Consider the following 23,354-nt stretch of genomic DNA (forward strand, 5'->3'; position numbering starts at 1 on the left):
CACCGTGACCGTTTTTGAGAAGGCCACGCGGGAGAAGTTCCGTTACCCGTCGACCAAGGGCCTGCTGACCACGGAACAGCTGTGGGAGCTTCCGCTGACCGCCAAGTCCGGCTTCAGCCTCGATGACGTGGCCAAGGCCGTCAACGCCGAACTCAAGGCCATCGACACCGAGTCGTTCGTGGCCACCGAGACCAATCCGGCCAAGGCAACCTTGGAGACCAAGTTGGAGGTCGTCAAGCACGTCATCGCCGTCCGCCTCGCGGAGGACCAGGCGGCGAAGGCAGCGGCGGCCAAGAAGCTTGAGAAGGAAAAGCTGCTGGCAGTCCTGGGCCGCAAGCAGGACGCGGTCCTGGAAAACCTGACCGAGGCAGAGCTGCTGGCCCGAATCAACAACCTGTAGCCGGACGGCGCAGCGCGAAGGCGCGGGGCGAGCCTCGACCGCCCGGCCGCGCCGGCGTGATCTGCGCGAGAGTCGCCGCGCGCGGCGACTCTCGCGCGCCGGGGCGGGAACGGCTAAAGTACCGACGCTGTGACCGAACCGGCCCTGCGCCTGCTGGTTTCCCTCCTGCAGGCCCGCCCTGCCCGCCGCGCCGACCTGCTCGCCCTCGGCCTCGACGACGGCCCGCTCGACGAGCTGATCCGGGCCGGGTTCGTCGCGCAGACGGGCGACCGGCTCAGCTACGACGAGCCCGCCGCGGTGCTCGCCCGGCAGGCGCGCGCGACCGCCGGCCTGATCGCGGTGCTGCCCGCCCTGACCCGGGAGTGGCAGAACCACCCGCGCACCACCGTCGGCGTCGAGCTCGTGCACGGCCACGAGGAGCAGTGGCGGGCCTGGGCCCGGCACGCCGCGCTGACCCCGCCGCGCGCCCCGATCAACCTCTACCCGTCGCTCGACGTCCTGCGCGACGTCATCGCCCCCAGCCTCGCCGACGTCGTCGGCCCGTACCCCGAGGGCATGCGGCACGCCCGCGCCGTGCTGCCCGCCGCGGCCGTGGTCACCGACGAGGACCGGGCCGTGGTCGACGTGCTGATCCGGGCGGGCCTGCGCGTCCGGCTGGCCCGCCGGGTGGAGAGCTGGCTCTACTCCGACCCCGAGGTGCTGTGCGCGCTGCCGCTGACCTGGGGCGAGCACCCGCCGCCCAGCATCATGATCGTCCACGATCCGGCGGTCCGGGCGCTCACCGCCGCGTACTGCGAGACGGTCTGGCAGGCCGCCGCGGAGTACCGGACGCCGAAGCCAGAGTTCCACGACGTGCTGCGGTTGCTCGCGCTCGGCATGTCCGACCGGGCGATCGCCACCGCGCAGTGCACCTCGCAGCGCACCGTCGAGCGCAGGATCGCCGAGGCGATGGCCCACTACGGCGTAGGCACCCGCTTCGAGCTCGGCATGGCCTGGTCAGCGAAACTGGTAGATGAAGGGTGATCCCTGCGCCTGCAGATTGAGGACACCGTCCACGCACGTGTACGTCATCGGGACGTCGCCCAGCGAGTTCTCCGGCACCGCGATCGGCGCGTTCGCCGAACGCCCGTTGATCGTGACCTTGTTGTCAATCTTGATGCCGCCGGTCCACGCGCCCTGCGGGGTGAGCGTGTTCCCGTCGACCTGCCACCCGCCGGACGCGGTCCCGGTGTGCTTCTGAGTGACCCTCATGGTCATCCCGCCGCCCAGGTCCGCCGTGATCGTCGTGGTGATGCCGTCGGTGAAGGTCGCCTTGAGCACCGGCGTCACCGTCAGGGTCTGATCGCCGGTCATGTGTACGCCGGTCACATCGATCCCGCGCATCACGCCCTGCAACTGGGTCTCCAGGTCCGGCTTGGACACGTGCCACGGGCTGCCCTCGATCAGGCACCGCAATTCGGCCGAACCCGTCAGCTCCGGGCTCGGTGCCGCTTCCGTCCCACCGGCCGCCGCGGCCGCCCCGGCCGCTTCGGGGCCTCCGGCCGCGGCCGGCTCATCGTTGCGGCATCCACCCAGGGCCACCATCGCCAGCCCCGCCATCACCATGATTGCTCGCTTCACAGCCGCAGAGCCTAAGGCCGCGGACCTGCCCAGCCGCGGGGTTCGCGCGCGGCGGACCACCGACGTGGCGGCGATCCGTCGCCCCCTCGTCGCCAGCTCTGTCGAACAGACATCGGCAGCATGCCCGACAAGATCAGTCGAGGGTCCGCCCGGACGATGCATACCCGAACGCTCGCAAAGCAGCCCCTTGAGGAGCACCGTTGGGGAAGTCAGAGCAAGGGCGAGGTTGTTCAGGTCCGGATCGCGTAGCTGCCCAGCGACGCCTCCAGAAGGTCGAACGTCCAGGTGCCGGCGCGAGTGAGTGCCGTGCTGAGCTGGTCAGGATCGTCGCCGGCGAGGGTACGGCGGACAGTCTCGTCGAACAGCGCCCGATGCGCGGCACCGAACTGCGCCGCCACGATCCGGGGCGCGAGGCTATCTCCCGTCGTCGAAAGGCCGTCATCAGCCAGCTGTTCGGCGAGCGCCAGTTCGCGCCGATCGTGAAAGTCGCGCAGCCGCGCGGTGAGGGTCGGGCTGTCGACGATCATTCGAATGAACGGGACTCCAGCGAACCCGATCACGGGGTTGCGTTGCTTGACGTCCGCGAGGAATGCTCGCCGCAGAGCAGCCAGGGCGGATTCGCCCACCGCGCGCTCGGCGACGGTCTTGGCGAGAGAGCCGATGAACGCGTCGCCCAGGTCCAGCGCCAGATCCTCCTTGCGCGGGAAGTAGTTGGTGACAGTCATCTTGGCCACCCTGGCCGCGTTCGCGATGTCAGCAATGGTCACGGCCTCGAAGCCATGCTCCATGAACAGCGCGGTAGCTACGTCCGAGATGGCTTGCCGGGTCTGCTGCTTCTTCTGATCGCGCAGGTTGATGGGAGCAGGGGTCATGTGGACAGTCTTCCATAGGCTCAACCTAAACTCATGGTTGACACATAGTTGTGCTGGACCTAAAGTTAGGTCCAGCCTAAGAAGTCTGCTGCCGGAAGGACTCCATGCAGATCACCACAACCACCGTGTCGCTCACCGTCGATGACGTCGTCGCATCGCGTGACTTTCTAACCAGCCACCTCGGATACGCGACGACGACCGAGGCGGACGGCTTTGCGGCACTCCGCCGGGAGGATGAGGCCGCCGACCTGGTCCTGCTGCGGCGAGGTATCGAGGTTCTCCCCGAGGAACAACGTGACCAGCGAGCCGCTGGTGTGATTCTCGCCTTCACCGTCACCGACCTCGATGCGGTCCTGGCGAGCTTGGTCGAAGCCTGCGTGCCGATCACGTTGCCGCTGCGTGAGGAGTCGTGGGGAGAGCGGTTGTTCCAGATCACCGACCCCAATGGCGTGGTGATTCAGTTCGTCGAGTGGGTCACCCCGGCCGCATGACGGTTACTCCAGCCGCGCATACGGTGGCCCTTGATCGGTCACCGCACGCACCCGGCTACGCCGCACCGTCGAACACCTCAACCTGGCGGATGGGTCGGCCGTGATCAGATCTTGTGGTTGCCGGGAGAGCGGGAAGCGGCGGTTCCGCCTCGCTCATTGAGTCGTCGCTCAGTGACCTCCATGGATGGGTTGCACTGTCGCCGTTTGGCTGATCACTGTCATGGCAGCATTCGGTCAACGTGAATGCCTTTCAGTGGTGCCAGGTGACCCGGTAGGACACTCGGCATGCCCTCGCTCATCCTTGATCAGCGGCGTGCTTACCGGGTCGTTCCCGGGGCGGCCGCCGCTCTCACCGTACTGTCAATGCTGGTCGCTCCGGCCGGTCCGGCGGCCGCCGGACCGGCCGGAGCGCGACCAGTTGCGTCGGTGACCTCGGTCACCCTGATCACCGGCCACCGGGTGCGGGTCACTGACCTCGGCGGCGGCCGGTACACCACCGACGTGCAGCGCCCCGACGGCGCCATCGGTGGCGTGCACGCCCAAACGATCGGCAGGGACCTGTATGTCATTCCGGACGAGGTGTTGCCGTACCTGGCCGAGAAGCGCGTCGACCGGCGGCTGTTCAATGTGACCACGCTGATCCGTGACGGCTACGACGACGGGCACAGCGACAGCCTCCCGCTGATTGTGGGCTACACCGACCAGGCCGCGGCGCGCGGGCCGGTGCCGGACGGCACCACCAAGGTCCGTTCCCTGGCCAGTGTCCACGGCACCGCGGTACGGGCGGCCAAGCGGCAGACCCGCCGCACCTGGGAGGCGGTCACCGAGCGGTCCGTCGGCCCGATCGCGGCCAAATCGGAGCCCGGCCTGCTTTCCGGCGGCATCTCGACCGTCTGGCTCGACGGCAAGGTGCACGCCGACCTCGCCGAGAGCACCGCGCAGATCGGCGCGCCCGCCGCGTGGGCCGCCGGGCTGGACGGTGCCGGCGTGCCGGTCGCCGTCCTGGACACCGGCGCTGACACCGACCACCCCGACCTGGCCGGCCGGATCAGCACCGCGGTCAGCTTCGTGCCCGGCGAGGGGGTCGAGGACCAGAACGGCCACGGCACGCACGTCGCCTCGACCGTGGGCGGTAGCGGAGCGGCGTCCGGCGGCGCCGAACGCGGCGTCGCGCCGAAGGCCGACCTGCTCATCGGCAAGGTGTTGTCCGACTCCGGCGAGGGCGCCGACTCCGGCGTGATCGCTGGGATGGAGTGGGCCGCCACGCATGGCGCCCGGGTGATCAGCATGAGCCTCGGCGGCGGCCAGCCGAGCGACGGCACCGACCCCCTGAGCACCGCGGTGAACCGGCTGACCGAGCAGACCGGCGCGCTCTTCGTGATCGCCTCCGGCAACAACGGGGCGGAAGGAGCGATCAGCGCCCCCGGTGCCGCGGACGCGGCCCTGACCGTCGGCGCGGTCGACTCCGCGAACCAGCCGGCCTCCTTCTCCAGCGTCGGCCCGCGGTTCGGCGACTACGGGCTGAAGCCGGACATCGTCGCCCCGGGTGTGGAGATTCTTGCCGCCAAGGCCGGTGGCAACGCGCAGGACGGCTGGTACCAGTCGATGAGCGGCACCTCGATGGCCACCCCGCACGTCGCGGGCGCCGCCGCGATCCTGGCCCAGCAGCACCCGCGGTGGCGGGCCGCCGAGCTGAAGAACGCACTGATGAGCTCGGCCGCCGAGGTGGCCGGGAGCGACGCCTACCAGGTCGGCGCGGGCCGGGTGGACGTGGCCGCGGCGACCGCGGCGTCGGTGACCGCCACCGGGTCGGCGTACTTCGGGTTCGTCGGCTGGCCGCATCCGGACCCGGCCGAGGCGGACCGGAGCCTGACCTATACCAACACCGGCGACGAGGCGGTGACGCTGGACCTCGAGGTGTCGGGCGAGATCGCGGGTGGGCCGTACGACACCGATCCGCGCGCCGACGCGGGCACCCCGGCGCCGGACATGTTCACCCTCTCCACGAATCAGGTCGTGGTGCCGGCCCACGGGACCGCGTCGGTCACCGCGACCGCCCATCCGAAGACGGCCGCTGACGGGCGGCGCTACCTCGGTGAGGTGACCGCGAGCCGGGGCGGGCAGGTGCGGGCGCGTACCAAGCTGGGCCTGTACTCCGAGGAGGAACGGCACGACCTGAACATCACGATCCGGGACCGGGCCGGCGCGAACGCCGAGGGCTACCTGCTGCTTCAGAAGTTCGGCGAGGTCGACCCGTACGTGATTCCGTACGGCACGTCCGGGCGGTTGGAACTGCGGCTGCGGCCCGGCACCTACAGCATCCTGACCTACCTGGACGTGCCGGGCAGCCACGGGCCGGACTCGATCGGCACGGCACTGCTCGGCAACCCGGAGATCGTCCTGGACCGAGACCGTTCGGTCGACCTGGATGCCCGCAAGGCCGTCGAAGCCACCGCCACGGTGCCCGCGAAGACCGCGGACCGAATGCTGTACCTGGACTGGTATCGCAGCGATGGCGCGGACAGCGTCCTCGCCGACCAGTACCTGCTGCCCCCCTGGGTCGACACGATGTATGCGCTGCCCACCGCGAAGGTGACCCGCGGCGAGTTCGAGTTCGAGACCCGCTGGCGCAAGACCCAGCCGCTGCTGACCGTCACCGCCGCCGGCCGGCCGATCGACTTCCTGGGCCAACCGGGGTCGCTCCTGTACAACGGGAAGACCCGGCTCCAGGCGGTATACCTGGCCACCGGTGACTACTCCGGCCGGAATGTCCGCGGCAAGGCGGTGGTCGTACCGCGTACCCCGGACCTGACCGGCAGCCAGCGGGCGCGAGCGGCGGTCGAAGCCGGCGCCGCAATGCTGATCGTCGTCAACGACGCGGCGGGCAAGCTGAACGAGTGGGTCGGTAACGACGACGGCACGCGGCAACCGATCCCGGTTCTCGGCGTCACCGCCCGGACCGGGCGGACGCTGAGCCGCACGACCTCCTTGATGGTGACCGGCTCGATCAACTCACCGTTCGCCTACGATCTGGTCGACCCGCACCCTGGCCGGATTCCGGCATCGCTGGCCTACCGGCCGCGGCCGAAGGACCTGGCCAGCGTGGACATGAAGTTCCACGGCGACACCGTCCGTGACGGCGCCGAGTTCCGCCGGGACTACCGGCCGTACCGGAGGTACTCGCTCGGTAGTGAACTGGCCATCCAGTTTCCCTCCACCCGGGTCGACTACCTTTCAGCGCAGCCGGGCACGACGTGGTCGGAGGCCGCGGTCGGTGGCGCGAACCTCGAACTGGTCTCGATCGGCGAGACGCGGGCCTACCGGCCGGGCAGCCGGACCGCAGTGCGGTTCTTCGGTCCGGTGGTGCGGCCCGCCAACAACAGCTCGTTCTGGTCGTCCACCCGTCACGAGACCTGGACCGAGTTCAACGTGCAGCCGTGGGCGGACAGCGGGACCGGGCACGCCGGATTCATGCAGACCGGCGATACCTTGCACATGGCGATCTCCGAGAACGGCAAACTGGTCAGCGAGTCGGCCTGGGCATCCGGGTTCCTGGAGCAGAACCCGCCCGGCACCACCATCTACAAGCTCGACCTGCACGCCAGCCGGGACGCAGCCGTATACCGACTCTCGCCCGCCACACACACCGTGTGGGAGGTCGTCTCCCAGCCGGTCGCCCATCCCGACGACGCCGACCTTCTGCCGGTGCTCCAGATGGACTACGGCATCGAGACCAACCTGGCCGGTGACGCCCGTGGCGGCCGTCAGCAGCTCAGGATCACCCCGACCCACCTGCCCGGCGCGGTCGGCGCCGGAAAGATCGGCAAAGTGACGCTCGCCGTCTCGTTCGATGACGGCGACTCCTGGCAGACCGTGCCGGCGACCCCCTCCGGAACCGGGTGGCTCGCCACCTTCACGGCGCCCCGCAGCGGGTTCGTCTCGCTGTCGGCGACCGCCCGAGACACCGCCGGCAACACGATCCATCAGGAGATCTCCCGCGCCTACGGCTTGCGTCCGTAGCCGCGTGGCGTGGCGGGCGGCCCCTGAGACCCTGCGGGGCCGCCCCTTCGCGTTTCGTCCTCACGAGGGGTGCAGCGTCGAAGCCATCCATCGGAGCTATCCTCACTCCCGGGGTGAGACGTCCATGCTGGAACCGATCGGTCTCGACGCTGCCGAGGAGGACGTCTACCGGCAGTTGGTGGCCCGACGCTTGGCACGAGCCGAGGATCTGGCCGAGGCCACCGGCCGGTGCGCCGCCGAGATCGGCGATGTCCTGGCGTCCCTGATCGAACGCGGACTGGCCTCCGGCGGCGACCCGGTCTTCGTGCCCGCCCCGCCGTCGGTCTCCCTCGGTGCGCTGCTCCGCCGGCGACAGGCCGACCTGCGCGATGCGGAGTTCGCCGTCGCCGCGCTCGCCGAGGAATACCGCACGTCCGGGCTCCCTAACGACGTCATCGAGATCCTCACCGACATTCAGGCCGTACGCCGCCGGTTCTTCCAGATCCAGGAGGCCGCGCGCGACGAGGTGTGCTCGATGGTCGTACCCGATCTGCGGGTTGTTCCGCACCGCAAGAACACGGCGGAGGGCGCCGCGCTCCGCCGTGGCGTGCGATATCGCGCACTATTGGACCGGCGCGCGTTCTCCGGTCCGGACATGACCGACGACATACGCGCCAGCCTCGCCGCCGGCCAACAGATCCGAGTGGTCGACACCGTGCCGATCAAGATGATGATCGTGGACGGCGAAACGGCCCTGCTCCCGCTGTACGGCGACCGGCACGACTCCCCGGCATCCATTCTGATCCACCGCAGCGGCCTGCTGTCGGTGCTGATCTCCTACTTCGAGGCCGAGTGGGAACGCGGCTACCCGCTGCGCGCAGGCCCGTCCGAACTCATCGAAACCCACCCGGACGACCTCGACGACCTGGATAGGCAGGTGCTCGCCCTGCTACTGTCCGGCCTGACCGACCAGGCGATCGCCGGTCAGCTGGGGCTGTCCGCGCGAACCCTGCACCGCCGGATCCGACAATTGATGGGCAAGGCTGGCGTGGACAGCCGGATCCAGCTGGGGTGGGTGGCCGCCCGCAAACAGTGGGCGTGACGTGCTGCGAGAGGGCGGTTACGCATGATTAGGGCGGTTTCTTATCCCTATATATTCCCGCTAGGGTCAGGGTAAAGACGGCGCGAGGGCTGTCACGGTTGGGCTGGTAGGTCGCTCAGTTGAAGGTGGAGGATCACCTTCACCGGTGCGACGCTCTCCGTCCGTCTCCTCGTCGCGGACCGTACGTGGCAGGATCCGAACCGCATACCCGCAGTTCAGGGGCCAATCGTGACCCCACCGGCCGTACGCCGACGCACACCCTGACCGTTCAGCGGCCACCACCTGCCGTAGCGCCGCCGCGCTGATCTAATCCATCAAGCAACGGCGCCACGGCCCCGGTCACCTCGACCACCACTCGTCGATCATGAAGGCGAGTGCGGTGACCGCCTGTTGTCCGATTCTCCGCCACCGGTGGCGCACGCGCTTCACTCCCGGCACGCCTGCAACAACGAGGACCCCGCCGAGCAGTAACGAGGCCGCTCGCCATCCGCGACCGACGGCGCCCCGCCGACCGAGGCGCCATCGGCATGACGCACTGTCATAGCCGATGAGCGACCGTCATAGCGGAGCGGCCAGGGAGTCAGGCGTCGCGCAGGTAGAGCCGGAAACCCTCGGCTTCCGCCTCGAAGCCGAGTGAGCGGTAGAGGTCATGTGCACCGTCGCTCGCGTGCCTCTTGTGCGTCAGCAGTTGGACCTTGAAGCAGTCCTCGCGACGGGCGGCTTCGAGAGCGCGTCCGAGCATGAGTCTTGCTACTCCTCGCCGACGATGTTCGTACCGAACCACTACGGCCTCGATGAATGCCGTCGGATGGCAGTCGTAGGTGATGTTCGGCAGAATTGACAGGCACGCCGTGCCGACCGGTTGCCCGTCGAACTCAGCAAGGTAGACCGTCACATCGGGACTGCGAGCGATCCGGCTCCACATCGCGATCTGCCGACTCGAGGGAGAGGTAGCAGGGGCAGGTAGTTCCATTGGCCGGCTGGATTGGTTGTCTGCCAGCACTGCAAGTACCGATGCGAGGTCGCCGTCGGTGGCAGGACGCACCGAGTACGCGCGAGTCATGCTTTCAGTATCCGTCGACCTGCCACTCGTCGCGGAGAGGCCCAGGTCTGCCGCTGTCCGCGCGCTGGGTGCCGACGGCCAGATGGGATCATTCGCGACGGTGCAGGGATCATCCCAGCCGCGCCGACGCCAGCTGTCCAGTTCGGACCAGTTCGTTGCGCCACGATCTGACCAGACTCCCTGCGCACCTGGAGGTCGATCAGCTCGTCACGGTAGCGGCACGCACTTGTCCAAGGTCAATCACGGTGTTCGCGCCAGAGCCTCGTTCTTACGAACGAAATCAGTCCTGTGACAGCGCATCGTCCTCACTGAGATCGCGCTGACCTGGGGTGAGGAATATTGAGTGGCGAGCTGGTCGGCGGTCGCTGCCATTGGGTTTTTCTGGTTTTCGTGGATGGTTGGCGGCCGTCTCGGCCTTCCAGTTCGTGGTCGTGCCAGGGGTCGTGTGACCGAGTTTCCGTAGCGAGAATGCGGCTATGGCGTTGTCGACGGGCTTTACGAGGTTGTTCGGGGTGCGGCATCCGATTGGGCTGGCGCCGATGGGTGGTTCGGCGGGGGGTGCGCTGGCCGCGGCGGTGTCTCGTGGTGGCGGGCTCGGGATGGTGGGTGGCGGGGACCGGGAGTGGTTGGATCGTGAGTTGCCGATCGTTGCCGCGGACGGCGACCGGCCGTGGGGTGTTGGCTTTCTGACCTGGGCGGTCACGTCTGCTGTTGTGGAGCATGCGCTGGAGTACGGCCCCAGCGCGGTGATGTTGTCGTTCGGTGACCCGGCGCCGTTCGTGAAGGTCATCCAGGAGGCCGGGGCGGCGCTGATCATCCAGGTGACCGACCTGGAGGAGGCTCGGCAGGCGGTGGATCTGGGGGCTGATGTGATCGTGGCGCAAGGCACCGAGGCCGGTGGCCACGGTGCTCGGCGTGGGCGGTCCACGTTGCCGTTCGTTCCGGTCGTGGTGGATCTGGCGGGGCCGGTGCCGGTGTTGGCGGCCGGTGGGATCGCTGACGGCCGGGGAGTAGCCGCGGTCCTGGCGCTGGGCGCTGCCGGGGCGCTGGTCGGTACTCGTTTCCAGGCCACGGTAGAGGCTTTGGTCGATCCCGCGGTCGTCAACGCGATTGTCGAGGGGCGGGGCGGGGACACCGAGCGCAGCGTGGTGCTGGATATCGTCCGCGGCTCCGCGTGGCCGGGGAAATACACCGCCCGGACTCTTGGTCATCCGTATCTTGACCGGTGGCGTGGCCGAGAGGATGAGTTGGTGGGTGATCCGCTGGCCAGGCGGGACTATCAGAACGATGTCGAGCGGGGCGTCATCCCGCCGCTACCGGTCTGGGCCGGCGAGGGCTTCGATCTGGTCGCCGACGTGCCCTCCGCGGCCGATCTGGTCGCCGACCTCGCTGCCCAGGCTGAGGTCGCCCTGGATCGGGCGGGACGGAGTTGACCGCCGTCGGGACTTGAGGATCGTTGCGGCGAGGGCGACGGCATCGGGGTAGATCGCGGCGTGGGTGATGGGCCGTTAGTGGCTGTCTCGCAGCACGCTGGAATCTACGGTTCCCGATGCTTCTCGACGGTGGGGACCAGGGTCCACCGTCTGTGACGTTCCTCAGCATCGCTCAGACTGGTCACAGGGCCGCTGTCGTTCACTTCGACGGTGACGAATGACGTTCGGGGGCCGATCGGCGTGCCGTTCGGGTGGTGGCGACGGTGGCCGTCGTGGGTCGGCGCAAGCGCTGCCGAGCTGCCCGTGGCGCAGCAATGGTTCCGCTTCACCAACCCGGACGAGCGCACCATGCTCATCGAAGAGCCACACGCCCATGAGCTGCTCAGCGCGAACGCCTGGCATCTGCGCGGCCGGGACCGCGACCTGCTCATCGACTGCGGGCTCGGCGTCACCGCGTTGACCCCGATGCTTCGCGAGCATTTCGATCGTGAACCCGTGCTCGTTCTGACCCACGCGCACCTGGATCACATGGGCTCAGCGCACGAATTCACCGAGGTCTGGGCGCACCCGCTGGAGCAGGTCGGCAACCCGGCAGCAGGCTCGTTGCACGGCCCGATCCTGGCCGCCGAACTCGGCCTGAACGAGCCCCTGCCGCCATTGCTGCTCACCGCCCTCCCGCACGCCGGCTACCAACCCGCGGCGTACCGGGTGCAGCCCGCGACAGTGACTCGGGCACTCACCGACGGCGACGTCGTAGACCTTGGCGACCGGACTCTCATCGTCCTGCACCTGCCCGGTCACAGTCCCGGCAGCATCGCCCTTTTCGACCCGGCCGACGGCACGCTGTTCAGTGGAGACGTCATCTACGACGGTGGCCTGCTGGACTCGCTGCCCGGCAGCGACCCCGAAGAGTACGCCCGATCGTTGCGTCGGCTGCGCGACCTGCCGGTACGCGTGATTCACGCCGGGCACGGACCCAGCTTCGACCGGGACCGCTTGCATCGACTCATCGACAACTACCTCCAAGCCTGAACGCGGCGCCAAACCGCCGGGGCCTCGCGTTCCTTGCACTTTCCGACTACCAGGCAGGCGCCAAGGCCCTGCTCGGATCCGCCTGATCACCCGCAGCTCAGGGGCCGATCGTCACGGGTATCGGCCGTACGCCGCATGCCCTGGCCGGTTACCGCTCAGCCGCCGTAGCGCCGCCCCGCTGATCCAATCCATCATCAGCACCGGCGGTACGGCCGCGGTCGCCCGGCGACCGTTGTTGAAGCATGACAGTCAACGCCGCAACCGCCTGCTTCCGGCTCTCGGCCGAACGACTGATCAGGGCTCCGTCGTTGACGCCACGCGGGTACGGTATGGGTGATTGTGGCATTCTTCACATAGAGCCCAAGGGGGGCCTCGGGTCGCGCGCGTGAACGGCTGAGGCTGCCGGTGCGTGGGGGTCCGGTCATGTTCCACATATCAACGCGTTGGCGCCGCCTGCGACCCGCGCCCGCTCACGACGCGGAGCGCGGCTTGATGTTGTCGTCGACAACCGTGTTGATCGTGGCCGTGGCGGCCGTCACCGTGTCGGCGATCGCAGCCGTGGTGGTACCGGCAACGCAGCAGCTGTTTTTCAGCATGTTGGCGGTCGGACCGTGCCTGGCCGTAGGTTCCGCCAGGCCCCGCGCTGTTGCCGCCATCGGCGTTTGCATGATGGTGCTTGCCCTGTGGATCTCCACCCCCGACGTGCTGGCGCTCAATTCTCTTGAGATAAAGCGCCTGCTGCTTGCCGCCTGCATCACTGCGGTGTGCGTCGGTTTGGCGCGCAGCCGGCAGATCGCGGAGCAACAGGCGGTTAGAGGCCGGGCGAGACTGGCGGAGATCGTCCGGTCGTCACGCGATGCGATCATCACCGCCTCCCTGGACGGCACCATAACCGGATGGAATCCAGCCGCGGAACGCATCTACGGCTACACGGCGCAGGAGGCGATCGGGGGCAGTGTCAATATTCGGGGTCACGGCGGACGAAGTCTCCCGGACGGTGCGGCTAATTCGCCAGCATCGGATCGACGATTTCGAGACCGAGCGGAAACGCAAGGACGGCAGCCACGTGGCCGTGTCCGCCAGACTGGCGGGCCTGCACGGCAGCGACGGTGGCGTCTTCGAGGTCTGCATCACCCACCGGGACCTCACCGAGCAGCGGGCCATGGAGGCCCGCGAGCGGCTGTTGAGTGAACGGTCGGCCCAGGCCGAACGGCTGGAGAGCCTGGGCCGGCTCGCCGGTGGCGTGGCACACGACTTCAACAATCTGCTCGCGATCATCCTCAACTACACCGACTTCGCCATCGAACAGGGCGCCGGCGTCGGCAGTGCGCAGGACGACCTCGCCCGGGTGCGCGCCGCCGCCGACCGCGCCCGGATGCTCTGCCGCCAACTGCTGATCTTCGCCAGGTGCGAACCGACCCAGGCCGAAGCGATAGACCTGAACCTGATTCTCGCCGACTCCCACGACCTGCTCGCCCCGATGCTCGGCGAGCACATCGAACTGATCGTGCGACAGGCACCGGAGCCCCTGATGGTCGAGGCCGATCGAATCAAATTGGAGCAGGTCATGCTCAACCTCATCATCAACGCACGCGACGCCATGCCGCAGGGCGGCACCGTCGTCGCGGAGGCGAGCAAGACCGAGGTCGACGAGGAACCGCCCGGCATCAACCCGGCAATACCACCCGGGCTCTACGTCCAGCTACTGATCCGAGACACCGGCACGGGCATACCCCCGGAGGTGGCCGCCCGCATCTTCGAGCCGTTCTTCACCACCAAGCCTCAGGACCGCGGTACGGGCCTGGGGCTGGCCACGGTCTACGGCATCGTCACCGAGGCCGGCGGTGGCATCGGCGTCGAATCCGAACCAGGCGCGGGAACCACGTTCCGGCTGTTGTTCCCGGTCGCCGCCGAGCCCGCGACAGAGATCGACGCCCCGGCTCCGGTGCGCCCGCCCGTCGCGCACGGCCAGCATGTACTCGTCGTCGAGGACCAGGACGGCGTTCGGGACCTCGTCGTGCGCATCCTCAGGGAGAACGGCTACACCGTCACCGCAGTCGGCGACGGACCGAGCGCGCTCCAGGAAATCGAACACAAACGCTTCGACCTGCTGCTCAGCGGCGTCATCATGCCCAACATGTCCGGCCCGACCCTGGCCGAGCTCATCCAGCAGAGCCAACCCCGGCTACCCGTGCTCTTCATGTCCGGGTACACCGAAGGCGTGCTGGCCGCCGAGCATGGCATCGATCCCGACATCGAGCTGATTCAGAAGCCCTTCACCGCCGACGAGCTGCTCGACCAAATCCACCATCTGCTCACCGCTGCGGTCACACCCGACACCGACCGCCCACTGCCCGGGCACGATGGCATCGGCATCCGTCGAGGCTAAGCGGGTGCGGGTGGTCGGCGCACATGGCGCGGGCTGTGCTCTTGATGCCGAACCAACAGCGAAGAACCGCCTGTCAGGTCTGGCAGGCGATTCGAATGCGGCTTCTCGTGGGCGATACCGGGTCGAACCGGTGACCTCGCCGGTGTGGCGTACGGGTCAATAGACCCAGCGCAGAGCCGCCGCCACCTCCTCCGGATCGGCGTCCCGGAAGCGGGCCGCCTCGGCCCGGCGTACCGCCACGACCGCGTCGAACAATGTCGTCCCGAGCGCCTCCCGCAACGTCTCATCCGCCGCGAACGCGTCCACCGCCGCGTCCAGCGTCGTCGGCAACCGCGGCGCGTCCGGCAGATTCGTCGGATCGCCGGCGACCGGCTCCGGCAGCGGCCGCCGGCCGGCGAGCCCGTCCAGCGCCGCCGCCACCAGCGCGCCGAGCAGCAGGTACGGGTTCGCGGTCAGGTCGAAGCACTTCACCTCCAGGTTCGCCGCCCCGGCCAGACCCGCGGTCCCCGGCACGAACCGCAGCGCCGTCTCCCGGGTCTCCACGCCCCAGCAGGCGAACGCGCCCGCCCACCGCGACGGCACCAGCCGCAGATAGCTCGCCGGGGTGGGTGCACCCACCGCGAGCAGCGCCGGAAGGTGGGCCAGGATGCCGGCCGCCGCGAATCCGCCGGCGCTGGACGGGAAACCGGTGAACAGGTTGGCTCCGTCGCGCCACGCGGACAGGTGGACGTGGCCGCCGTTGCCGACCCGCCCGGCGAGCACCACCGGCGCGAACGACGCACGCAACCCGTGCCGGTGCGACACCGCGCGGATGGTCTGGCGTACCAGGACATTGTCGTCGGCCGCGCCGAGCGGATCGGTGGCGGCGATGGACACCTCGAACTGCCCGGCCGCGTACTCGGGATGCAACTGTTCGACCTGGACGCCCTGCTCTTCCAGCGCGATCAGCACGTCGCGGGCGTAGTCGCTCAGTTCGACCAGGCGGGTCATCCCGTACGCCGGGCCGCGGCACGCCGCGACGAAGTCGTCCTCGTCGCGCCCGACCGCCCACTCGACCTCGATCGCGGTCCGGAACGACAGGCCCTCGGCCGCCGCCCGGCTCACCATCCGCCGGGTGAATCCGCGCTGGTCGGCGATCCACGGCTCGCCCTCCTGGGTGAACCGGTCGGCCGGCGCCCACGCCCAGCCGGGCTGCCCCGCCAGCACCACGAGCCGGTCGAGATCCGGGCGCAGGCGCAGGTCACCGTCGGGGCCACCGAGCCGGTCGGTGCTGGTGGTCGAGTCGTCGGCGAGGAAGACGTCGAACACCGGCGAGATGCCGACACCCCATTGGACGGCGTGCTCCAGCCGGGACAGCGGCACGGTCTTTATGCGGTTGATGCCGGCCGTGTCCACGTACGAAAGGATGACGCCGCGTACCCCTCGCTCGCGCAACTGCAGCACCCCGGGCATACCCACCTCCCTTTCATAGCCGGTATACCCGCTGGGCGTTACCGGATCCGACGAGGTCTCCCACCCGGGTGGCGTCGGCCGCCGACCATCGTCCCGCACGGACCCACCCGCCGGTGACCGTCTCGAACGCCTGCCGGAACGCCAGCGCGCCGAGATGATGCAGTTCGGCCAGCCCGAACGCGTCGGAGGAGTAGAGCACCTTGTGAAAGGGGGCCAGTTCGAGCGACTCGGCCACGACCGCCGGGGCACGGGCACCCACATGGTTGACGGCCAGCCCGACGTCGACGTACACGTGCGGGAACACGTGCGCCAGGTAACCGGCCTGGCGGTGGAACGGATAGCAGTGCAACAGCATGACGCTGACGTCCCGGTCGCGGGTCGCCCGCAGGAAGCCGGTCAGCAGCAGCGGGTCGCAGCGCGCCAGGTCGAGGTCCGGGTCGCCGAAGCCGACGTGCAGCTGCAGGGGCAGGCCCCGCTCCACACCGGCCCAGATCAGATGGCGCAGCAGCACCGGGTCGTCCAGCCGCGGCCGGCCGCGGCGCAGCCATCTTCCCGCGGCCCGGGCCACCTCCCGCCGGCTCGGCGGCAGCGGATCGAAATCCAGGCCGTACCGGTACGCGACGATCGACTTGACGCCGACGGCGCTCGCCACGGCAAGGTCGAGGGCGGCTGAGAGGGCATCGGCGAAACCCGCCGCGGTCACCTCCGGCAACGCCTCGGCAACGGCTTCCAGGCGTACGATCCCGCGGACCTCCGCCCCGGCGGCCGCCGCCATCTCCGGCCCGTCCAGCAGCTCACCGGGGCGGTACCCGGAGTCGACCAGGAACATGTCGACGTCGGCCGCCCGCAGCAGCCGGCGGTTCACCTCGGCCGCTCCCAGCTCCCGCCGCCGGGCCAGGTAGGCCTCCGGATCCGCGTGCGGCTCGAGGTCCAGAACCGGTGCACACCAGCGCCGCACGGCGAAACCCAGCTGTGAGTCGAACATCGAGCAGCCCGGTGGCGCCGGGCGGTCCGATTCGGTCGCGAGCGACTCGAACCTCGCCCGGTCGAGCGGGTCGGTCACCGCGCCGTGACAGTGGTGATCGATCAGGCGCACCGGTCCAGTATCGCGGCCGGCCCGGATCCGGGGGCCGAACGCTCACTCTGGTGTCCGACGACGGCGTGGGCCTGCACGAGCCGGCCGGCAGGCCCACGAGCGTCGTCAGCCGGCCTGACAGGCCGGCGTGGTGGTGGGTCCGTTGCCGGTGCCCTGGAATCCGAACTCGGTGCTGCCGCCGGCCGCGACGGTGCCGTTGTAGCCGGCGTTGCGGAAGCTGACCGTGCCGGAGCTGCCGGTCGCGGTCGCGCTCCAGGTGTTGGTCACGGCGCTGCCCGACGGCAATGCCACGGTCACGGTCCAACCGGTGAGCGCCGCCGACCCCGCGGTCACCCGTACCGTGGCGACGTAGCCTCCGGTCCAGGAGTTCAGCGACACGGTCGCGGTGCAGGCGCCGGACGCCGGCGGCGTCGTGGTGGGCGGCGTCGTGGGCGTGGTCGGGGTCGTGGTCGTACCGTCGAGGCCGAAGAAGGAGATCACCATCTTGGCCATGCCGCTCAGCGGCAGGGAGTGGCCGACGCCGGCGACGCTGATGCCCTCGACGGGCGCCTGGACGATGTTCGTGCCGTAGCGGGTGCGGGTCCAGCCGGACTGCGGCGTGTCGGTGGCGACCGGTGTCTGGCTGACGCCGAGCACGTTGGTCCACTGCTTGATCTCTTCGCCGAAGTTCGGGTACGCCAGCGTCGTGTCCGTGGCACCGTGGAACACCTGCATCCGCGGACGCCGGCCGGTGTAGCCGGGGTAGGCCGCCCGGACGAGATCGCCCCAGGCCGCCGGGGTTTTGATGAGTTGCCCGGCCGAGCAGGTGCTGTTCCAGCCGGCCTGGTTGGCGGGGTTGGTCGGGTCACCGGCGGTGGCGGCGAAGCAGCCGAACGGAACGCCCATGAACGCGGCACCGGCGGCGAACACATCGGGGTAGTCGCCGAGCAGGACGTTGGTCATCATGCCGCCGGACGAGGCACCGGTGACGAACGTGCGGTTGACGTCGGTGTTGTAGTGCTGCTGAACGTATCTGACCATCGAGAGGATGCCGGCCGGGTCGCTGGTGCTGTTGTGGGTCAGGGCGCCCGGGCTGGAGACGTCGAAGCAGTTGCCCGAGCGGGTGGCGGACGGGTAGATCACGATGAAGCCGTACTGGTCGGCGAGGGATTTGAACTCGGTGCCGGAGTAGAACGCCGGGCCGGAGCCGGTGCAGTAGTGCACGGCGACCAGCACGGCCGGGTTGGCGGGGCGCTGGTCCGGCACGTAGAGGTGCATGCGCAGGCCGGTGGGGTTGCTGCCGAAGCCGGTCACCTCGGTCAGCGCGGCAGCGGAGGCGGGGGCGGCCGGCAGGGCGACGGCCGCGGCGAACGCGATGATCGCGGCGAGCAGGGCTAGCCAGATTTTCTTCATGCGACGTCCTTCGGGAGCGGATGGGAGCCGTCACGGCCGGTGCACGGCAAGGGCCCTCCCAGCGATGGATGTAAATGCCCCGCATCGTAACGGGAGCGCTCCCATGCATTCAAGAAACGGCTGACGAGGTACGACCTGCCTGCCCGGCGCCACATAACAGCTTTTCAGTGACGTCTTTCGATTGAACATCTGGGAGCGCTCCCGTAACGTCCCTGGCACGGCCGCTGGACGCCCTCCGAGCGCGCGGGCCGCCATCCCCTCAGGAGAGCAAGCGCTATGAGCAGATTCAGGACGACCAATGTCAGGCTGGCGTCGGCCGGCGTGGTTGCGCTGGCCTTCGCGACGGTCGCCGTGGCATTTCCGGCCAACGCGGCGGCTGCGGGCTGCTCGGTGAAGTACACGGTGACGTCCCAGTGGGCCGGTGGATTCGGCGCCGAGGTCGCGATCACCAACCTCGGTGATCCGCTTACCGGCTGGACGCTGAACTGGTCGTTCGGTGCGGGGCAGACGGTCACCCAGGCGTGGAACACGACACTGACCCAGAGCGGATCGGCGGTGACCGCGAAGAACGTGAGCTACAACGGCGCGGTCGCGACCAACGGCACGGTCACGTTCGGCTTCAACGGGGCGTGGACGGGCAGCAATCCGGCGCCGGCGAACTTCGCGGTGAACGGGGTGACGTGCACCGGCGGCACGACACCGCCGAGCACGCCGACGACCAGCGCGCCCACCAGCGCCCCGACCAGCGCCCCGCCCGGCACGTGCACGCTTCCGTCGACGTACCGATGGTCGTCGACGGGCTCGCTGGCGACCCCGAAATCGGGATGGGTCTCGCTCAAGGACTTCACCAGCGTCGTCCACAACGGCAAACACCTGGTCTACGGATCGAACGTGTCGACCGCCGGTACGTACGGCTCGATGAACTTCAACACCTTCACGAACTGGTCCGACATGGCCTCGGCCGGCCAGAACGGCATGTCCTCGGCCACCGTCGCCCCCACCCTGTTCTACTTCGCCCCGAAGAACATCTGGGTGCTCGCCTACCAGTGGGGTGCATACCCGTTCCTGTACCGGACGTCGAGCGACCCCACCAACGCCAACGGCTGGTCAGCGGCGCAGCCACTGTTCACCGGAAGCGTCTCCGACGCTCCGTACGGACCGATCGACCAGACCCTGATCGGCGACGGCACCAACATGTATCTCTTCTTCGCCGGCGACAACGGCAAGATCTACCGGGCCGGCATGCCCATCGGAAACTTCCCCGGCAACTTCGGCTCGTCGTACACGACGATCCTGAGCGACTCCACGAACAACCTGTTCGAAGCGGTGCAGGTCTACAAGGTCCAGGGGCAGAACCAGTACCTGATGATCGTCGAGGCGATCGGCGCGAACGGGCGCTACTTCCGCTCGTTCACCGCCACCAGCCTCGGCGGCACGTGGACGCCGCAGACCACCTCCGAGAGCAACCCGTTCGCCGGCAAGGCCAACAGCGGCGCCACCTGGACCAACGACATCAGCCACGGCGATCTGGTGCGCACGAACCCCGATCAGACGATGACAATCGATCCCTGCAACCTGCAGCTGCTCTACCAGGGCCGTGACCCCAGCTCCAGTGGCGACTACAACCTGCTGCCGTGGCGGCCGGCGGTGCTGACCCTGCAGCGGTAGTCGCACAGCCCCCGCGCCGTGAAAGGACCTGTCATGCGAAAACCGATGCGCCTGCTCGTCAGCGCGGCCGCCACGGTGGCCACCCTCGTCGCCGCGACAGCCCTCGCGGCCGGCGCGGCCAGCGCGGAATCCAATGGTGGGGTACGGGTCATGCCGCTGGGGGACTCGATCACCGACGGCTTCAACGTTCCCGGCGGCTACCGGATCGACCTGTGGCAGAAGCTTGTCGCCGGCGGTTACACCGTCGACTTCGTCGGCTCGGCGGCCAACGGGCCGGCCGGCCTGGGCGACCACGACCACGAAGGCCACTCCGGCTGGACCATCGCCCAGATCGACGCCAACATCGTCAACTGGCTGCAGACCTACACGCCGCGCACCATCCTGCTGCACATCGGCACCAACGACATGTACGGCAGCGACCCCGCCGGCGCCCCGTCGCGGCTGTCCACCCTGATCGACCACATCACCACCCAGGCGCCGCAGTCCGAGCTGTTCGTGGCCACGATCACCCCGCTGTCCTGCTGCGACGCGACGGTGCGTACCTTCAACGCCCAGCTCCCGGGGATCGTGACCAGCAAGGCCAACGCCGGCAAGCACGTGCACCTGGTCCAGATGTACAACGCGCTGACCACCGCCGACCTGGCCGACGGGGTGCACCCGAACGCGGGTGGCTACAGCAAGATGGCCACGGTCTGGAACGACGCGCTGCGCTCGGTGCCGGGCAGCCTCACCCCTGTCACGTCGACACCGAGCAGCCCCACCACCCCGGCGAGCACACCACCGGCCAGCCCGACCGGTGCCTGTACGGCCGGCTATCGGTTGACCAACAACTGGGGCACCGGCTACCAGGCCGAAGTGACCATCCAAGCCGGAACCGCACCGGTCAGCGGCTGGACGGTTCGCCTGACCCTGGCGAGCGGGCAGAGCATCACCAACCTCTGGAACGGCGTGAACACCGGCACCGGCGGCGCGATCAGCGTGAAGAACGCCTCCTACAACGGTGCTCTGCCGGCCGGCGCCTCGACCACGTTCGGGTTCGTCGCCACCGGCAACGGCGGTAGCGCGCCCACCGCCATCAGCTGCACCAGTCCCTGAACGCCGGTACTGCCCTGACCCACGGCGCCACGCTGCCCCGTACCGGCTCCCGCGACCGTAGCCAAGATCCGGGGCCTTGTGCGATCAGAAATCGCAGCGTATAGACGGACATCATCATGCCGAGTCAAGGGAGACCTGCATGCGCCCGTTTCGCGCCGCTATCCGAACTGTCCTGATCCTCGCTGTCGGCCTTGTCCCGGCAGTGCCTGCCGCCGCCGCGGAGCCCACGCCGGGCGCGTACTACCTGCAGAGCGTCACCACCGGCCTCGCGGCCGCGGCCGCCGGCGACACCGTGCAGCAGCACCACCCCAAGGGCGACGAGGACCACCAGCAGTGGACGCTGCGCGCCGACGGCGCCGGCCACCGATTGGAGAACCTCGACCAACCCGGCCGTTGCCTCGGCCGGTCCGCCACCGCGCCGGCCGTTCTGGCCTGCACGGATCCGGCCACGATGTGGCAGATCAGCGCCGCGGGCACCGACCAGTACACGGTCAGGGACCCCGACGCCGACCGCTACCTGACGGTGGTGCCCAGCGGCGACGTGTGGGCCACCGAACTGGGCCTGGGCGCCGACGGCCCGCCGGCGCATTGGTACCTGACCCCGCTGACGCCCGTCCGGACGCCGCTGCCGCCCGACGGCGACCGGACTCTCGACCAGGTCACCTTCCTGACCGCCCACAACGCCTACGCCAACGGCGTCGACGGCGGCTTCGCGCCGCCGATCATCAACTTCTTCCCCAACCAGGTACGCGGCATCGACCGGCAACTCGCCGACGGCGTACGCGGGTTCATGCTCGACCTCCACCAGACCCCGGACGGCGCGATCCTGTGCCACAACAGCTGCACCCTGGTCTCCCGGCCGGTGGCGCTCTGGGTCGACCTGCGCCGGATCACCACGTTCCTCAACGCCCACCCGGACGAGATCGCCACCGTCTTCCTGGAGGACTACGTCGCGCCCGACGTGCTGCGCGCCGAACTGGCCCGCGTTCCCGGCCTGGCGGACCTGCTGATCCGGCCCGACGTCGAGGGCGTGCGCGACCACGGCTGGCCGCGCCTGGCGGACCTGCGGGAGCGCAACAAGCGCCTGCTGATCTTCAGCGACCACGATCGCGGCTCCGATCGGGCGGCGGGCCTGACCCGCGACAGCTTCGGCGTGCAGTACCAGCGCGAGTGGACCGTGGAGAACTACTGGTCGATGGGCTCCGGCGCGAGCACGTCCGACTGGTCGTGCTTCAGCCGCTGGTACGGCGCCGGCGCGGCGAACATCCCGCTCACCCGGACCGAGCCGGGCTTCCGGCCGCTGTTCGTCATGAACCACTTCCGGGATGCCACCGTGTCGGCCACCGCCTCGGCCGACAACGGCAAAGTGCTCAACCGGGCCGAGCGCTTCTGTGCCCCGGCCGCCCGCAAGAAGCCCAACTTCGTCGCCGTCGACCGCTATGACCTGGGCTCACCCGCGGGGGCGGTGGCACAGCTCAACACGTACGCCTACTGACCAGGGCGCAGGGCAGCGCAGATCTGGGGGAGGGCCGTACCGATCGGCTCCCGGATCACCTCGACGGCGATTTCGTCGTACGGGGTCGGATCGCGGTTGACGATGACCAGCCGGTTGCCGGCGTTGACCGCCACCGCGCACAGCGAGGCGACCGGCTCGACCCGCAGCGAGCTACCGGCCACGATCATGAGCTGGGTGTGCGCCGCGATCCGTTCGGCCAGGCCGGTGACCGACGGGTCGAGGTGCTCGCCGAAGAGCACCACGGCCAGTTTCAGGATCGCTCCGCAGTCGACACAGCGAGGGTCGGCATCGCCCGTCCTGACCCGCGCCATCGTCTGCTCGCTCGGTGTGCGCCGCCGGCAGCCGGTGCACACGACCTCGTGCATCGAGCCGTGCAGTTCGAGTACCTTCCGTGCGCTGGAGCCGGCACGCTGGTGCAGCCCGTCGACGTTCTGCGTCAGGATGCGTACCGCGACGCCGGAGCGCTCCAGATCGGCGAGCGCCCGGTGTGCCGCGTTCGGCTCGGCCCGCCAGGCGGCGTGATCGAGATAGGTTCGCCAGAACGCCGCCCGCACCGTCGAGTCGGCCATGAACGACTCGTAGGTGAACGCCTTGACCAGCGCGGGGTCGCGGGTCCACACGCCCTCCGGCCCCCGATAGTCGGGAATGCCGGAATCCGTCGAGACACCCGCGCCGGTCAGGACCGCCACCCGCTCGACCCCGTCGGTCCAACTCTTGATCATGGTCGCTGATGG

At 69.2% G+C, this 23,354-nt stretch carries 19 protein-coding genes; 11 read left to right on the top strand and 8 right to left on the bottom strand.

What is annotated here, in order from left to right:
* Positions 1-4 precede the first annotated feature (4 nt).
* Entirely contained in the window at positions 5-400 is a 396-nt protein-coding gene (locus tag CHC09_RS15740; protein WP_089293849.1) for a hypothetical protein, read from the top strand.
* 129 nt (positions 401-529) lie between these two features.
* Complete coding sequence (locus tag CHC09_RS15745) at positions 530-1,423, top strand: helix-turn-helix transcriptional regulator (protein WP_089293850.1); 894 nt, start codon at positions 530-532, stop codon at positions 1,421-1,423.
* On the opposite strand, the gene CHC09_RS15750 is transcribed toward CHC09_RS15745, so the two are convergent.
* Positions 1,397-2,020, bottom strand: a complete 624-nt coding sequence (locus CHC09_RS15750) for a hypothetical protein (RefSeq protein WP_143232357.1) — start codon at positions 2,018-2,020, stop codon at positions 1,397-1,399. The two genes, CHC09_RS15745 and CHC09_RS15750, sit on opposite strands and share 27 nt — an antisense overlap.
* Positions 2,021-2,250: 230 nt before the next feature.
* Positions 2,251-2,892 carry a TetR/AcrR family transcriptional regulator gene (locus tag CHC09_RS15755; protein ID WP_089293852.1) on the bottom strand — a complete coding sequence of 214 codons (642 nt, stop codon included), beginning with the start codon at positions 2,890-2,892 and terminating at the stop codon, positions 2,251-2,253.
* Positions 2,893-3,017: 125 nt separating this feature from the next.
* Here CHC09_RS15755 and CHC09_RS15760 point away from each other — a divergent pair, with 125 nt between their 5' ends.
* From CHC09_RS15760 to CHC09_RS15770, 3 genes are all read left to right on the top strand, one after another.
* Complete coding sequence (locus CHC09_RS15760) at positions 3,018-3,383, top strand: VOC family protein (protein ID WP_307833929.1); 366 nt, start codon at positions 3,018-3,020, stop codon at positions 3,381-3,383.
* A gap of 285 nt (positions 3,384-3,668) precedes the next feature.
* Positions 3,669-7,403: a S8 family peptidase gene (locus CHC09_RS15765; protein WP_089293854.1), complete on the top strand. Its 3,735-nt coding sequence runs from the start codon at positions 3,669-3,671 to the stop codon at positions 7,401-7,403.
* 124 nt (positions 7,404-7,527) lie between these two features.
* Complete coding sequence (locus CHC09_RS15770; protein WP_179277121.1) at positions 7,528-8,484, top strand: helix-turn-helix domain-containing protein; 957 nt, start codon at positions 7,528-7,530, stop codon at positions 8,482-8,484.
* Positions 8,485-9,064: 580 nt separating this feature from the next.
* On the opposite strand, the gene CHC09_RS15775 is transcribed toward CHC09_RS15770, so the two are convergent.
* A complete protein-coding gene (locus tag CHC09_RS15775; protein ID WP_089293856.1) occupies positions 9,065-9,547 on the bottom strand; it encodes a GNAT family N-acetyltransferase in 483 nt (160 codons plus the stop codon).
* Positions 9,548-10,059: 512 nt separating this feature from the next.
* Between CHC09_RS15775 and CHC09_RS15780 the strand changes: the two genes are divergently transcribed.
* Both CHC09_RS15780 and CHC09_RS15785 read left to right on the top strand, forming a co-directional pair.
* Positions 10,060-10,980 (top strand): nitronate monooxygenase, encoded by a 921-nt coding sequence (locus CHC09_RS15780; protein ID WP_239138229.1) that lies wholly within the window; start codon positions 10,060-10,062, stop codon positions 10,978-10,980.
* 210 nt (positions 10,981-11,190) lie between these two features.
* Positions 11,191-12,012: an MBL fold metallo-hydrolase gene (locus CHC09_RS15785; protein ID WP_203833084.1), complete on the top strand. Its 822-nt coding sequence runs from the start codon at positions 11,191-11,193 to the stop codon at positions 12,010-12,012.
* A 470-nt stretch (positions 12,013-12,482) separates the two neighbouring features.
* Here CHC09_RS15785 and CHC09_RS47590 read toward each other — a convergent pair whose 3' ends face one another.
* A complete protein-coding gene (locus tag CHC09_RS47590; RefSeq protein ID WP_239138230.1) occupies positions 12,483-12,878 on the bottom strand; it encodes a hypothetical protein in 396 nt (131 codons plus the stop codon).
* Positions 12,879-13,009: 131 nt separating this feature from the next.
* Between CHC09_RS47590 and CHC09_RS15795 the strand changes: the two genes are divergently transcribed.
* Positions 13,010-14,401, top strand: coding sequence for a PAS domain-containing hybrid sensor histidine kinase/response regulator (locus CHC09_RS15795; RefSeq protein ID WP_239138231.1), 1,392 nt, complete (start codon positions 13,010-13,012; stop codon positions 14,399-14,401).
* A gap of 156 nt (positions 14,402-14,557) precedes the next feature.
* Here CHC09_RS15795 and CHC09_RS15800 read toward each other — a convergent pair whose 3' ends face one another.
* The 3 genes from CHC09_RS15800 to CHC09_RS15810 form a co-directional block, all read right to left on the bottom strand.
* A complete protein-coding gene (locus CHC09_RS15800; protein ID WP_089293860.1) occupies positions 14,558-15,853 on the bottom strand; it encodes a type I glutamate--ammonia ligase in 1,296 nt (431 codons plus the stop codon).
* Between the two features lie 13 nt (positions 15,854-15,866).
* A complete protein-coding gene (locus tag CHC09_RS15805; RefSeq protein WP_239138232.1) occupies positions 15,867-16,949 on the bottom strand; it encodes an amidohydrolase family protein in 1,083 nt (360 codons plus the stop codon).
* 105 nt (positions 16,950-17,054) lie between these two features.
* Positions 17,055-18,341 (bottom strand): extracellular catalytic domain type 1 short-chain-length polyhydroxyalkanoate depolymerase, encoded by a 1,287-nt coding sequence (locus CHC09_RS15810; RefSeq protein ID WP_089293861.1) that lies wholly within the window; start codon positions 18,339-18,341, stop codon positions 17,055-17,057.
* 276 nt (positions 18,342-18,617) lie between these two features.
* Between CHC09_RS15810 and CHC09_RS15815 the strand changes: the two genes are divergently transcribed.
* The 3 genes from CHC09_RS15815 (at position 18,618) to CHC09_RS15825 (ending at position 22,599) form a co-directional block, all read left to right on the top strand.
* A complete protein-coding gene (locus CHC09_RS15815; RefSeq protein WP_089293862.1) occupies positions 18,618-20,009 on the top strand; it encodes a non-reducing end alpha-L-arabinofuranosidase family hydrolase in 1,392 nt (463 codons plus the stop codon).
* Positions 20,010-20,042: 33 nt separating this feature from the next.
* Complete coding sequence (locus CHC09_RS15820; RefSeq protein WP_089293863.1) at positions 20,043-21,104, top strand: cellulose binding domain-containing protein; 1,062 nt, start codon at positions 20,043-20,045, stop codon at positions 21,102-21,104.
* Positions 21,105-21,243: 139 nt separating this feature from the next.
* Positions 21,244-22,599 carry a PI-PLC domain-containing protein gene (locus CHC09_RS15825; protein ID WP_089293864.1) on the top strand — a complete coding sequence of 452 codons (1,356 nt, stop codon included), beginning with the start codon at positions 21,244-21,246 and terminating at the stop codon, positions 22,597-22,599.
* On the opposite strand, the gene CHC09_RS15830 is transcribed toward CHC09_RS15825, so the two are convergent.
* Positions 22,593-23,342 carry an SIR2 family NAD-dependent protein deacylase gene (locus tag CHC09_RS15830; RefSeq protein WP_089293865.1) on the bottom strand — a complete coding sequence of 250 codons (750 nt, stop codon included), beginning with the start codon at positions 23,340-23,342 and terminating at the stop codon, positions 22,593-22,595. The two genes, CHC09_RS15825 and CHC09_RS15830, sit on opposite strands and share 7 nt — an antisense overlap.
* Positions 23,343-23,354 lie beyond the last annotated feature (12 nt).

The organism is Actinoplanes regularis, assembly GCF_900188005.1.
Classification (GTDB): domain Bacteria; phylum Actinomycetota; class Actinomycetes; order Mycobacteriales; family Micromonosporaceae; genus Actinoplanes; species Actinoplanes regularis.

Bases quoted from the DNA above. Each gene is read 5' to 3' on its own strand.
- CHC09_RS15755 (WP_089293852.1), bottom strand. From the start codon at position 2,892: ATGACCCCTGCTCCCATCAACCTGCGCGATCAGAAGAAGCAGCAGACC.
- CHC09_RS15765 (WP_089293854.1), top strand. From the start codon at position 3,669: ATGCCCTCGCTCATCCTTGATCAGCGGCGTGCTTACCGGGTCGTTCCC.
- CHC09_RS15770 (WP_179277121.1), top strand. From the start codon at position 7,528: ATGCTGGAACCGATCGGTCTCGACGCTGCCGAGGAGGACGTCTACCGG.
- CHC09_RS15775 (WP_089293856.1), bottom strand. From the start codon at position 9,547: ATGACTCGCGCGTACTCGGTGCGTCCTGCCACCGACGGCGACCTCGCA.
- CHC09_RS47590 (WP_239138230.1), bottom strand. From the start codon at position 12,878: ATGATCGCATCGCGTGACGACCGGACGATCTCCGCCAGTCTCGCCCGG.
- CHC09_RS15800 (WP_089293860.1), bottom strand. From the start codon at position 15,853: ATGCCCGGGGTGCTGCAGTTGCGCGAGCGAGGGGTACGCGGCGTCATC.
- CHC09_RS15810 (WP_089293861.1), bottom strand. From the start codon at position 18,341: ATGAAGAAAATCTGGCTAGCCCTGCTCGCCGCGATCATCGCGTTCGCC.
- CHC09_RS15815 (WP_089293862.1), top strand. From the start codon at position 18,618: ATGAGCAGATTCAGGACGACCAATGTCAGGCTGGCGTCGGCCGGCGTG.
- CHC09_RS15820 (WP_089293863.1), top strand. From the start codon at position 20,043: ATGCGAAAACCGATGCGCCTGCTCGTCAGCGCGGCCGCCACGGTGGCC.
- CHC09_RS15825 (WP_089293864.1), top strand. From the start codon at position 21,244: ATGCGCCCGTTTCGCGCCGCTATCCGAACTGTCCTGATCCTCGCTGTC.
- CHC09_RS15830 (WP_089293865.1), bottom strand. From the start codon at position 23,342: ATGATCAAGAGTTGGACCGACGGGGTCGAGCGGGTGGCGGTCCTGACC.